This is a genomic window from Afipia sp. GW822-FHT04G07 (genome assembly GCF_058800765.1).
In genome coordinates this window covers 128,291-140,717 of the sequence record NZ_JBXAMP010000001.1, presented here as the reverse complement: position 1 = coordinate 140,717, position 12,427 = coordinate 128,291, and the positions used below count along the sequence as shown (strand labels likewise).

General features: G+C 61.8%; 13 protein-coding genes. 4 read left to right on the top strand and 9 right to left on the bottom strand.

Features of this window, described 5'->3' with window-relative positions; translation table 11 throughout:
- Nucleotides 1–85 precede the first annotated feature (85 nt).
- Together glnA and AC1RKJ_RS00705 are read left to right on the top strand one after the other, a co-directional pair.
- On the top strand, nt 86–1,495 hold the full coding sequence (gene glnA, locus AC1RKJ_RS00710; RefSeq protein WP_492789000.1) for a type I glutamate--ammonia ligase: 1,410 nt from the start codon (nt 86–88) through the stop codon (nt 1,493–1,495).
- Nucleotides 1,496–1,614: 119 nt separating this feature from the next.
- The gene (locus tag AC1RKJ_RS00705; protein ID WP_492788999.1) at nt 1,615–2,466 is read left to right on the top strand and encodes an alpha/beta fold hydrolase; all 852 of its coding nucleotides are present in this window, start codon (nt 1,615–1,617) and stop codon (nt 2,464–2,466) included.
- Between the two features lie 72 nt (nt 2,467–2,538).
- Here the strand turns inward: AC1RKJ_RS00705 and AC1RKJ_RS00700 are convergent, their stop codons facing one another.
- From AC1RKJ_RS00700 to AC1RKJ_RS00680, 5 genes are all read right to left on the bottom strand, one after another.
- Nucleotides 2,539–2,985, bottom strand: a complete 447-nt coding sequence (locus AC1RKJ_RS00700; protein ID WP_492788998.1) for a DUF1801 domain-containing protein — start codon at nt 2,983–2,985, stop codon at nt 2,539–2,541.
- A gap of 4 nt (nt 2,986–2,989) precedes the next feature.
- Entirely contained in the window at nt 2,990–3,217 is a 228-nt protein-coding gene (locus AC1RKJ_RS00695) for a hypothetical protein (protein ID WP_492788997.1), read from the bottom strand.
- Between the two features lie 57 nt (nt 3,218–3,274).
- The gene (locus AC1RKJ_RS00690) at nt 3,275–3,697 is read right to left on the bottom strand and encodes an SRPBCC family protein (RefSeq protein WP_492788996.1); all 423 of its coding nucleotides are present in this window, start codon (nt 3,695–3,697) and stop codon (nt 3,275–3,277) included.
- Nucleotides 3,694–4,017: an ArsR/SmtB family transcription factor gene (locus AC1RKJ_RS00685; RefSeq protein WP_492792610.1), complete on the bottom strand. Its 324-nt coding sequence runs from the start codon at nt 4,015–4,017 to the stop codon at nt 3,694–3,696. Before AC1RKJ_RS00685 ends, AC1RKJ_RS00690 begins: the two co-directional genes overlap by 4 nt.
- 679 nt (nt 4,018–4,696) lie before the next feature.
- Nucleotides 4,697–5,494 carry a hotdog fold domain-containing protein gene (locus AC1RKJ_RS00680; RefSeq protein ID WP_492788995.1) on the bottom strand — a complete coding sequence of 266 codons (798 nt, stop codon included), beginning with the start codon at nt 5,492–5,494 and terminating at the stop codon, nt 4,697–4,699.
- A 170-nt stretch (nt 5,495–5,664) separates the two neighbouring features.
- On the opposite strand from AC1RKJ_RS00680, the gene AC1RKJ_RS00675 reads away from it, so the two are divergent.
- Nucleotides 5,665–6,132, top strand: a complete 468-nt coding sequence (locus AC1RKJ_RS00675; RefSeq protein WP_492788994.1) for a YaiI/YqxD family protein — start codon at nt 5,665–5,667, stop codon at nt 6,130–6,132.
- A gap of 15 nt (nt 6,133–6,147) precedes the next feature.
- On the top strand, nt 6,148–7,968 hold the full coding sequence (locus AC1RKJ_RS00670) for an ABC-F family ATP-binding cassette domain-containing protein (protein ID WP_492788993.1): 1,821 nt from the start codon (nt 6,148–6,150) through the stop codon (nt 7,966–7,968).
- On the opposite strand, the gene AC1RKJ_RS00665 is transcribed toward AC1RKJ_RS00670, so the two are convergent.
- The 4 genes from AC1RKJ_RS00665 to AC1RKJ_RS00650 form a co-directional block, all read right to left on the bottom strand.
- The gene (locus AC1RKJ_RS00665) at nt 7,965–9,179 is read right to left on the bottom strand and encodes a BaiN/RdsA family NAD(P)/FAD-dependent oxidoreductase (RefSeq protein WP_492788992.1); all 1,215 of its coding nucleotides are present in this window, start codon (nt 9,177–9,179) and stop codon (nt 7,965–7,967) included. The genes AC1RKJ_RS00670 and AC1RKJ_RS00665 overlap by 4 nt on opposite strands.
- Before the next feature lie 4 nt (nt 9,180–9,183).
- A complete protein-coding gene (locus tag AC1RKJ_RS00660) occupies nt 9,184–10,116 on the bottom strand; it encodes an SDR family NAD(P)-dependent oxidoreductase (RefSeq protein WP_492788991.1) in 933 nt (310 codons plus the stop codon).
- 14 nt (nt 10,117–10,130) lie between these two features.
- Nucleotides 10,131–10,595 (bottom strand): MaoC family dehydratase, encoded by a 465-nt coding sequence (locus AC1RKJ_RS00655; protein ID WP_492788990.1) that lies wholly within the window; start codon nt 10,593–10,595, stop codon nt 10,131–10,133.
- A 103-nt stretch (nt 10,596–10,698) separates the two neighbouring features.
- Nucleotides 10,699–12,426, bottom strand: a complete 1,728-nt coding sequence (locus AC1RKJ_RS00650; protein WP_492788989.1) for an AMP-binding protein — start codon at nt 12,424–12,426, stop codon at nt 10,699–10,701.
- Nucleotide 12,427 lies beyond the last annotated feature (1 nt).

The following is a 12,427-nucleotide window of genomic DNA, read 5'->3' as shown; positions in this document are numbered from 1 at the left end:
ACACCTCGACTGAAAATCCACGACTGAAATCACGACTAAAATCCACGACGACAAACACCAGACCAAGCAGACATAAGGGGTATTCATGAAGACCGCCAAAGACGTCCTCAAGTCGATCAAGGACAACGACGTAAAATACGTCGACCTGCGTTTCACCGATCCGCGCGGCAAGTGGCAGCACGTCACGTTCGACATCTCGATGATCGACGAAGACATCTTTGCCGAAGGCACGATGTTCGACGGCTCATCGATTGCGGGCTGGAAGGCGATCAATGAATCCGACATGACGTTGATGCCCGATCCGACCACCGCGACGATCGATCCGTTCTTCGCCGAGACCACCATGGTCATCGTCTGCGACATTCTCGAGCCGTCGACCGGCGAGCCCTACAACCGCGACCCGCGCGGCATCGCCAAGAAGGCCGAAGCCCAGGTCAAGGCGATGGGCGTCGGCGACACCGTGTTCGTCGGCCCGGAAGCCGAGTTCTTCGTGTTTGACGACGTGCGCTTCCAGACCACGCCGTACAACACCGGCTTCAAGCTGGACTCGTCCGAACTGCCGACCAACTCGGACACCGAGTATGAAGGCGGCAACCTCGGCCACCGCATCCGCACCAAGGGCGGCTACTTCCCCGTTCCGCCGCAGGACTCGGTGCAGGACATGCGCTCGGAAATGCTGGGCTCGATGGCCCGCATGGGCGTCAAGGTCGAGAAGCATCACCACGAGGTCGCTTCCGCCCAGCACGAACTCGGCATGAAGTTCGACACGCTGACCCACATGGCCGACCAGATGCAGGTCTACAAGTACTGCATCCATCAGGTCGCGCACATCTACGGCAAGACCGCCACCTTCATGCCGAAGCCTGTGTATGGCGACAACGGCTCGGGCATGCACGTCCACCAGTCGATCTGGAAGGACGGCAAGCCGACCTTCGCCGGCAACAAGTACGCCGACCTCTCCGAGACCTGCCTCCACTACATCGGCGGCATCATCAAGCACGCCAAGGCCATCAACGCCTTCACCAACCCGTCGACCAACTCCTACAAGCGTCTGGTCCCGGGCTATGAAGCGCCGGTGCTGCTCGCCTACTCGGCGCGCAACCGTTCGGCCTCCTGCCGCATCCCCTACACCACCAACCCGAAGGCCAAGCGCGTCGAAGTGCGTTTCCCCGATCCGATGGCCAATCCGTATCTCGCCTTCGCTGCGATGCTGATGGCCGGCCTCGACGGTATCAAGAACAAGATCGATCCGGGTCCGGCGATGGACAAGGACCTGTACGACCTGCCGAAGGAAGAACTGAAGACCATTCCGACGGTCTGCGGCTCGCTCCGTGAGGCGCTGGAAAATCTCGACAAGGACCGCGCGTTCCTGAAGGCCGGCGGCGTGTTCGACGATGACTTCATCGACAGCTTCATCGAACTGAAGATGACCGAGGTCGAGCGGTTCGAAATGACCCCGCATCCGATCGAGTTCGAGATGTACTACTCGCTGTAAGCAGAACTCAGCTTACGCAAACGAAAAGGCGCTCCGAAAGGAGCGCCTTTTTTGTTATGTCGCTGGACAACGGCGTGATTCACACGTGAATGAACCCGACGCTGACAACAGGATATGCGATGACCTTTGTGCCCGATCACCACCACGCGAACCTTGGCGACGTCACCCTGCATTATGTTACCGCTGGTTCAGGCAAGCCCGTCGTTTTGCTCCATGGCTGGCCGCAGACCTGGTACGCCTGGCGCAAGATCATGCCTGAACTTGCGAAGGACTATTTTGTCATCGCGCCTGACCTGAGAGGCCTCGGCGATTCATCGCGGCCCCTCGGCGGGTTCGACAAGAAGACCATCGGCGCGGACATCGCAAAGCTTCTGAACCTGATCCGGCCTGGCGAGGACGCATTCGTGGTCGGGCATGACTGGGGCGGGCCGGTTGCATTCGCGCTCGCGGCCTATCACCCCGGCCTCGTGAAGAATCTTGTGATCCTCGACGTGGCGATCCCCGGCGACGGCAGCGGCACGTTCTCGCAGAACGGCCGGCGCTGGCATCACGCGTTTCATCAGACGCTGGACATGCCCGAGCAGCTCATTCACGGACGCGAAGACGTCTACTACCGCTGGTTCTATGCGAACTTCGGCTGGGTGCGCGACGCGATCGGCGAAGAGGAGATCGTGGAATATCTGCGCACCTATCGGGATTTCTCGACCCTGCGCACGGGTATGAATTACTACAGGACGCTCAATCAGGACGTCCTCGACAACGAGGCGTTTCTCAAGACGCAGAAGCTTCAGATGCCCATTCTGGCGTTCGGCGGCGCGGACGCGTTCGGGCGCGGCGGCGAAACGCTGTCATCCATGCAGCGCGTGGGTACCAATGTGCGCGGCGGCATCGTTGAAAACTGCGGGCACTGGATTCCCGAGGAGCAGCCGGAGTTTCTCCTGAAGGAACTATCGACATTTTTCCGGAAGTAACGTCGCCGGACATGACGAGTCCCCGGCGACAACCGGGCAATGACAGCGCAGCGGGATATTCGAGGCGAAGGGCTATCGCCTGCTCTCGCCCGCCTTCGCCCGAGCGCCCGGCGCTGCCTTCTTCCTTGCCTTGGTTGCCGCCGCCTTCTTCTTCGCTTTCTTGTTCTGATTGAACGCGATCGCCGCACGAATCAGATTTTTCAGCGCCGTCGCATCGATCTTGTCACCCTCGAACAGATCGATCGCCCGCCACACCTTGCCTTCAAGACCCGCATTGAAGAGCTTGTCGGGATCGGGAAGGCTCGCGCCGTGGGCGAAGGTCAGCTTTACCTTCTCCTTATGGGCGTTACCGACCGCGATGATTCCGTCGCGCTCCCACACCGGGCTTCCCATCCACTTCCATTCCTCAATAATTTCCTTGTCGGCCGCGAGAATGGCCTTGCGCACACTGGCGAGCGTTTTGCCGCGCCAGTCGGTGAGTTTCGCAATCAGTTGATCGATCTTGTCCGATGGAGTCATTGGATTACGCCCGCAATTCATCTTCCGGTTTGCGCCGCATGCTGACGACATACGGCAGCGCGAACATGTAGAGACCGCTGAACAATAGCAGGAAGAGCGGCGGCAATGGTGAATAGACCACCCAGGCGGGCGGCGTGCCCAATGACATCGCGACGAAATTCGCGATCACCGTCACGGTGAAAATAATCGACAGCCAGCGATGGCTCTGCCGGATGGTACTGTTCCAGTTCATGAGAACTCTCCTCTGACTCTGCATCATTCATTCACGGGCGCTGATGTGCGTCAGACATCAGTCTGCCCGCGCCACCACCTGCTCAAGGTTTCCGAAGAACTTTTGCCACCCGTGCCGGGCGCCGCCGAAGGCCTGCTTCTGATCCGGCCGGAAGCCCGATTGCTCCATGCGCAAATGGGTCCCCGTGCGCGTGGGCGTCAGCGTAAAGATCACAACGCTCGTCAGATTGAAGGCCGCATCGTCGTGCGCAAAATTCCAAGTGTAGGACAGCGTCTTGTTCGGCTCGACGGCGAGCACCTCGCAGTCCAGCACGCCGCCCCAGTCTCCACGAAGATTGAAGCTGTGGCCCACGACAGGCTTGAAGTCATTCTTCATGAGCCACTCCTCGATCAGGTGCGGCTGCGTGAGCGCATGCCAGAGCTTTTCCGGCGGGTGAGAAAACTCACGCTCAACAACAATAGAGAGTGTTTCGGTGCTCATTGATCCATCCTCTTCAGCAAGTCTTCGAGATCATCGAACCGCTTCTCCCAGAAGCCGGCCATCTGACTGGTCCAGTCGATCAGGGGGGCCAACGCGCCGAGCTGCGCGCTGTAATGTGTCTGGCGGCCCTCGTGGCGGTCACGCACCAGCCCGGCCTGCTTCAGAACGCCGAGATGTTTCGAGACGGCCGGCTGCGAGACCTTGGCCCGAACCGTCAGCGCGCTCACCGTCTGTTCTCCGTCGCGGCACAACCGCTCGAAGATCGCCCGCCGGGTCGGGTCGGCGAGCGTTCTGAACAACGTGTCGTGAGCTTTAGACATTTTGAAACCCATAACCTTGTGGTTATGGGTTAACGCATAACCATCGAGTTGTGCGTTGGTCAAGCGGGAATCCCCGCGCCATGAAAGCGACAGCGAATGTAAGCCGGAAGGAGTGAAGCGATTTCCCACCCGTCATTCCGGGATGCGCCGCTTGGCGCAAGCCCGGAATCCACGGCTGCGGTCCTCGCAGAAACATTTCGTGATGGGGACACGAATCCCCGCGCTCCGGACCTCTCTTATGTTCAGCACGTCCTGTTCGTGAGGGGCGCTTCTCGAGGGCGCTTTGAAGCGGAGCAGGATGCGGCGCCTGCACGTGTGTTTCGCAAACACACGCTCGGGAGGCTGGGGTCACCGTCCGGGCTCACTATGGGGCTCTGCCGTTCGCGGCTAGACGCGGACAAGATGAAGGCGGGGAAATCCCGCCGGATAAAGACGCACCGCGTCCGTCCTGTCCCGGAAGTACGGTCCTCTCGCCCAAAATCGCCGCAGTGGAGCGCCGTGAGGCGATGCGCTTCCGGACCACATCGTGTCGCAAGCGATGCCGGAAGCGAAACAAGACAAAGGTGCGCCTTACGGCGCTTCATGCCCCTCGCTGTTTTGAGCGGGCAGAACCAAAAGCCCAACTCGCGCATGGCGCGAGGACGAATACGTCTGGCTGTTTGAAAACTGAATCGAAAAGCTACGCCGCCATCGTTTCGCGCGGCTGGTAGATCGCCACATGCTGGCAATGCGCGATCAGCTTCGTGCCGTTCGCGACGATCACGCCGTCCAGCTCCACGAACTTGTGGCCCTTGCGGTCGTAGTTGCCGGTGACCTTCGCGCGCACGGTGAGCTCGTCGTCCACGCCTGCGGTCGCGAGATAGCGGATCGTGCTGCCGACATGAATCCACGGACCGAGAATGGCGTTCTCCATCAGCGCCCAGTTCATCGTCCGCAGCAACATGCCGGTGTGAACGATCTTCTCGTTTGCATAAAGCGGATCGGTTTCGCGGGCATCGCGTAGGTAATCGGACGACCCCTGCCCGCCCAGCGTGAACGGCGGAATGGCGAGCCACTTGCCGGCCGCGTAGGTTTTCTCGTCGGCGGGTGCGTTCTTGCCGACGACGGCGGCGTTCTGGAAATCATCGAGCGCAATTTTCGGCATCTCGGATGGCATCGAGGCCACGCCGGTGGCGCAGAGTTCGCCACGGCTTTCCACCTTGATGGCCAGACCGTCGGCGGTTTCCTCCGCAGTGACGACTGCAATCTCACCGTCATACACCGGCTTGAAGAAGCGGCCATCCATCAGCCCGCGTTCCAGAAACGCCCGTCCCCATTTCGCCACCGGCATGTGCGTCATGTAGGCGAACACATCGACACCCGGCACCAGCCCGCCCTGAAATCCGAACCGGCGCGCGACCGAATCGTCGTGCATCTTGTTTTCGGAGTTCTTGGCGAGATTGTAGGCGTCGACGCTGTAGGGCCTGAGCGCGGTCATAAGGTTCCTCGGCTTGCTCAAATTGCTGCGTTTCTTGCCATAAATGGACCGCAAAGCCGGGGCGAAGACAAGATGCGCCCGCACATGCCTCGCAGTCCGGTTTTCTTGCCTTTCGCTCGCCATTTTGGCTTGGCTGGGGTACCAGCAGCGCAAACCTGAACGGAACCGCCTTGACCCGAACGACCCGCATTTATGTCGATGCCGACGCCTGCCCGGTGAAGGACGAGATTTACCGTGTCGCCGCGCGCCACGGCCTGCCGGTCAGCGTGGTCGCGGGCAATTTCATCCGGGTCCCGAACGACCCAATGATCGAGCGGATTGCCGCAGGCGCGGGCATGGATGCCGCCGACGACTGGATTGCGGAACGCGCGCAAACAGGCGATATCGTCGTCACGTCCGACATCCCGCTCGCGGCGCGTTGCGTCAAGGCGGGCGCGGATGTCATCGCACCGAACGGCAAGCCGTTCTCCGAAGAATCCATCGGCATGACGCTGGCGGTGCGCAACCTGATGACCGACCTGCGCTCCAGCGGCGAAGTCACCGGCGGGCCGCGTTCGTTTTCACCGCGCGACCGTTCCGCGTTCCTGTCGGCCCTCGACCAGACCATCCGCCGCATCCAGCGCGCGCAACAGAAGTAAGAGTACCCCGACGACATGGCGCCTCCTCTCATTCAGTTAAAAGACATCGCGCTGACCTTCGGCGGCACGCCATTGCTGGACGGCGTCGAGCTTGCCGTCTCCGCCGGCGAACGCGTCTGCCTGATCGGCCGCAACGGCTCCGGAAAATCGACGCTTCTCAAGATCGTCGCAGGGCTCGTGGAAGCGGATCGCGGCAGCCGCTTCGTGCAGCCCGGCGCGACGATCCGCTATCTGCCGCAGGAACCGGATTTCACCGGCTTCAGGACCACGCTCGCCTATGTCGAAGCCGGCCTCAACCCGGGCGACGATTCCTATCAGGCGCAATACCTGCTGGAGCAGTTCGGGCTCACAGGCTCTGAAGATCCCGCCAATCTGTCCGGCGGCGAAGCGCGCCGAACGGCGCTGGCGCGCGTGCTCGCGCCCTCGCCCGACATCCTGCTGCTGGACGAGCCGACCAACCATCTCGATCTCACCACCATCGAATGGCTCGAAGGCGAACTCGCCAACCGGCGCACCGCGCTGGTGATGATCAGCCATGACCGGCGTTTTCTGTCCAATCTGTCGCGCGCCACCGTGTGGCTCGACCGCGGCCAGACCCGGCGCATCGAAAAAGGCTTCAGCGCGTTTGAGGAATGGCGCGACGAGGTGCTGGCGGAAGAAGAACGCGACCAGCACAAGCTCGACCGCAAGATCGTCGCCGAGGAACACTGGCTGCGCTATGGCGTCTCGGGCCGCCGCAAGCGCAACGTCAAGCGTCTCGGCAACCTGTTCGAACTGCGCGACCAGCGCCGCGACTATCGCGGAACCGCCGGCAAGGCGAACCTCGCGGCAGCCGAAGCTGAAAGCTCCGGCAAGCTGGTGATCGAAGCGAAGCACATCTTCAAGTCGTATGGCGATCGTCCCATCGTCGATGATTTCTCAATCCGGGTCGCGCGCGGCGACCGCATCGGCATCGTCGGCCCTAACGGCGCGGGCAAGACCACATTGATCAGCATGCTCACGGGCGCCGACAAGCCCGACACCGGCATGATCCGCCTCGGCGCCAACATCGAAATGGTGACGCTTGATCAGCACCGCGAAAGCCTCGATCCGAAATCGACGCTGTCCGACGCGCTGACCGGCGGCCGCGGCGACAGCATCATGGTCAACGGCAAGCCGAAGCACGTCATCAGCTACATGAAAGACTTTCTGTTCACGCAGGAGCAGGCCCGCACGCCGCTCGAAGTCCTGTCCGGCGGCGAGCGCGGACGTCTGATGCTGGCGCGCGCGCTGGCCAAGCCGTCCAACGTGCTGGTGCTGGACGAGCCGACCAACGATCTCGATCTCGAAACCCTCGACGTGCTCGAGGAAATGCTCGGCGACTATCAGGGCACGGTCATCCTTGTCAGCCACGACCGCGACTTCCTCGACCGCGTCGTAACGTCGGTGATCGCGCCGGAAGGCAACGGCAAGTGGGTCGAATATGCCGGCGGCTATTCCGACATGCTGGCACAGCGCGGCGAAGACCTGAAGCAGCGCGCGGCGGAATCTGCAGCGGCTGACAAGCCGAGAGAAAGCAAGGGCGCAGCGTCCGCGCCATCGTCGTCTTCAAAGCGTCGTCTCAACTTCAACGAGAAACACGCGCTCGAAACCTTGCCGAAGACGATGGCGAAGCTTCAGTCCGAGATCGCCAAACAGCAGAACCTGATGAGCGATCCCGAACTGTTCACGAAGGACCGCAAGAAGTTCGACGCGGCGTCAGCAGCCATCGCCAAGGCGCAGGCCGAACTGGACGCCGCCGAGGAAAAGTGGCTCGCGCTCGAAATGCTTCGCGAGGAGATCGAGAGCGGGGTTTAGCGCTTCAAATAGTCCAGCGCTCCGCGCGCGGCCGCAGCGCCCGTCGCGAAACATGCCTGCAACAGGTAGCCGCCAGTTGGCGCTTCCCAGTCCAGCATTTCGCCCGCGACGAACACGCCTGGCAACGAGCGCAGCATGAAATGCGTATCGATCTCGGCGAATGCAATTCCGCCCGCCGTCGAGATTGCGCGATCGATCGACGCAACGCCTGTCAGACGTACAGGGACCGCATTGACGAATGTCGCCAGTTGATCAGGCGACATTGTCGATGGAAGCAACCCGAACGCAATGGTCGCTTCCTGAAGCAATCCGATCGCGGCGGGAGACAAGGCCGCCTGCTTTCGCAGATAGGTCGATAGCGATTGCTTCTTTCTCGGCGCGCCGAGGCGCTTCGCCAGATCGGCGTGCGGGATATCGGGCCGCAACGCGACGTGAAGAACGGCCTCGCCGTTCGCAAGCACCGCGTCACGCAGTGGCGCGGACAGCGCATATATCGCTCCGCCTTCAATGCCGTCGCGCGTAATCGTTGCCTCGCCGCGGACCGTCTCGCCGCCGAACGACAAAGCGATAACTTTCAGCGGTTCTCCCTGGAACCTGTCGCGGAACAGGTTCGACCAGTCGACGTGAAATCCGCAATTGGCCGGGCGCAACGGCGTAACACCGATTCCCCTGGCGCTCAGCGCATCGGTCCAGTCACCGTCCGCGCCGAGCCTTGGCCAGCTTGCACCGCCGAGGGCAATGACGGTGGCGTCAGGCTTGAACGACGCTGGGCCTTCGGGCGTCTCGAATTGCAGGTCGCCTTTCGCGCTCCATCCCGTCCAGCGATGATTGAGCACGAAACGCACGCCCAGCTGATCGAGACGGCGCAGCCATGCACGCAACAACGGCGATGCCTTGAAGACTTGGGGAAACACCCGGCCGCTCGAGCCGACGAAGGTCAGTTGACCCAACCCTTCACTCCACGCGCGCAATGCGTCGGGCGAAAACGCCTCGATAGCCGCGCGCAGATGCGGTGTCGCCTCGCGATAGCGCGGCAGGAACTGGTCAAGCGGTTCGCTATGCGTGAGGTTGAGGCCGCCGCGTCCGGCGAGCAAAAATTTTCGCCCGACAGACGGCATACGCTCATAGACGGTGACCTGCGCACCGCCCGCCGCTAAAACCTCAGCCGCCATCAGTCCCGCAGGACCGGCACCGATGATGGCGACATTCAAGATCTCAACCGCCCATCGGCGGAAGCTTGATACCCGCCGCCTTCGCGGCCTGCTCGACATACTTGAACGTCTGGAAGAACGCACCGCCCAGATCGCGTGCCGTCGACATGTCGCCGATCTTCGTGAAGTTCGCCGCAATGGCGTCCGGCGTCCATTGGTCCTTCGGCAGATTGAGGCCTTCGGTCTCGACGACCTTGATGACCGCGAACGAACCTGCGCCCGCGCCCATGATGGTACGGGTCGGCGCGTCCTCGCTCAGCAGATAGAGCACCGCCGGCGTGATCGCTTCCGGCTTCATCAATTCCAGAATTTCCGGCCCAATCAAGCCTTCGGTCATGCGGGTCGCCGCCGTCGGCGAGATCGTGTTGACGCGGATGTTCGTCTTGCGGCCTTCCTCGGCAAGAACATTCATCAGGCCGATCATGCCGGCCTTTGCGGCGGCGTAGTTCGCCTGCCCGAAGTTTCCAAACAGACCCGACGACGACGTGGTGACCACGATGCGTCCGTAGTTGCGCTCGCGCATCCCGTCCCACACCGCACGGCAGCAGTTGAACGTGCCGGTGAGATGCACCGCGATAACCTTGGCGAAATCGTCCGGCTCCATCTTGCCGAACGACTTGTCGCGCAGGATGCCGGCGTTCGCGACCATCAGATCGACGCTGCCCCACTTCAACGCAGCGCGGGCGACCATCTCCTTGACCTGCTCGAAGTTCGAGACATCCGCGCCGTCGGCGATCGCTTCGCCGCCCGCCTTGCGGATTTCTTCCACGACGGCTTCCGCCGGACTGACCGAGCCGCCGCTGCCGTCACGCGCAGCGCCCATGTCGTTGACGACCACGCGCGCGCCTAGCTTCGCCAGTCCCAGCGCGTGTGCGCGCCCGAGACCTGCACCCGCGCCGGTCACGATCGCGACGCGTCCATCGAATCTGATTGCCATGATCGTTCCCTGTATTATGCGAAGAAATGCATGCCGAGCCAGTCCGCGACCAGAGCGGGCTTCGACTCATCCTCGATTTCGAGCGTGGTTGCGGTACGCGCCAGTAGTTCCTGTGGCGATTTCATCGTCACCTCGGACAACACGAAGCGCGCGCGCACCCGCTTGCCCGCGCGCACCGGCGTCAGAAATCTGATCTTGTCGAAACCGTAGTTGATCGACATCGCCGCGCCGTTCAGCGTCGGCATCGTCGCATAGGCAAGCTTGGGCAGCACCGACAACGACAGGAAGCCATGCGCGATGGTCCCGCCAAACGGAGTCTCGCGCTTGGCGCGTTCCGGATCGATGTGGATAAACTGAAAATCCTCGGTCGCGTCAGCGAAGGCGTTGATCTGCTTTTGATCGATTGTATGCCATTCGGAAACGCCGAGCTCCTGGCCCACGAGCTTCACAAAGTCTTCGCGATTCATCGCAACGCCCATCCGGCTGTCCCCTGCTTCGAATTCGAACTGGATTGGCACATTCCACAGAACGGCGGCCCGGCCAAGTGAAAACTTTGATCGCAACAGGCTCCGGGAATGGAAGCTACCGCGTTCCGCCTGTGCCCACCTGCAATTCCGGAAAATCTTCCTCCCGGAATTCCGTGCCGCGCAGCGCGTCCGTCCGATCATTGTCATGCTCGAGACGGCGCAGTTGAACGCGGCGAATCTTGCCGGAGATCGTCTTCGGCAGCTCCGTCACCAGTTCGATACGCCGAATGCGCTTGAACGGCGCAAGGCGCGAATGGACATACTGGAAGATCGACAACGCCGTTTCACGCGAGATCGCGGTGCCCGGCACAACCGACACGTAAGCCTTCGGAAGCGCTAGCCGGATCGGATCCGGCGTCGGCACGACGGCAGCCTCGGCCACCAGATCATGTTCGAGCAGCACACTCTCAAGTTCGAACGGGCTGATGCGATAGTCGGACGACTTGAACACATCGTCGGAGCGGCCGACAAATGTCAGATAGCCGTCGTCATCGAGAAACACCACGTCGCCGGTCTGATAGACCGCGCCGTCCGCGCCCTTCGGCTTGCCGTCGTCGCCCTGATAACCCAGCATCAACCCTGCAGGACGATGCGCGCCCAGGACAAGACGCACCTCGCCTTCCTTCGCAGGATTGCCGTCGGCGTCCGCGACAGCCACCTTGTAACCCGGCAACGGCCGGCCCATCGATCCGATTTTCACCGGCTGACCGGGCGAATTGCCAGCCAGCGCCGTGGTTTCAGTCTGGCCGTAGCCATCGCGGATTGTCAGACCCCATGCCGCCTTGACCTGATCGATCACTTCCGGGTTAAGCGGCTCACCCGCGCCGCAGACTTCGCGCACCGAAACCTTGTAATCCGCGAGACGCTCCTGAATGAACAGCCGCCACACCGTCGGCGGCGCACATAACGTGGTCACGCCACAACGCGCGACGGTCGCGAGCAAACCTTTCGCATCGAAACGCGGCTGGTTGACGATGAAGATGGTTGCCCCCGCATTCCACGGAGAGAAGAAGCAGCTCCACGCATGCTTCGCCCAACCAGGCGAAGATATGTTGAGATGAATGTCGCCCGGCTGAAGCCCGAGCCAATACATCGTGGAGAGCGAGCCGACCGGATAACTGCTGTGGCTGTGCAGAACCAGCTTCGGCTTCGCCGTGGTGCCGGACGTGAAATAGAGCAACATCGGGTCGTCGGCGCCAGTCGTGCCGTCCGGTGTGAACGCGTCCGGATAGTTTGCAGCGTCCTCGAACCGCCGCCAGCCTTTATGTTCAGCAGTCGCGGCAACAACGATCTTCGTGAAGCCCTCGCCGCCCAGACCTTCGAACTTCGCGACCTGATCCTGCGTCGCGACAACCGCCCTCGCCTTGCCGCGATCGAGACGGTCACGCAACTCATCCGCCGTCAGCAACGTCGTTGCGGGAATCACGATGACGCCGAGCTTCATGGCGGCAAGCATCGTTTCCCATAGCGGCACCACGTTGCCGAGCAGCAAGAGCAGATGATCGCCGCGCTTCAAACCGAGATCGCGCAGGAAATTCGCGGTCTGGTTGGAGCGGCGCGACAGTGCCGCGAAAGTCAGTCTGGTTTCGGTATTGCTGGCGGCGTCGACGATCCAGAGCGCCGTGCGGTCGCGGCTCTCCGCGGCGCTCGCCAGATCCGCGTCAAACCAGTCGAGCGCCCAGTTAAATTGCTTCTGATCGGGCCAGCGGAAGTCCGCGACGGCCTTGTCGTAGTCGGTGCGATGCTGAAGCAGGAATGCGCGCGCGTCCTGGAATGTCGTCATC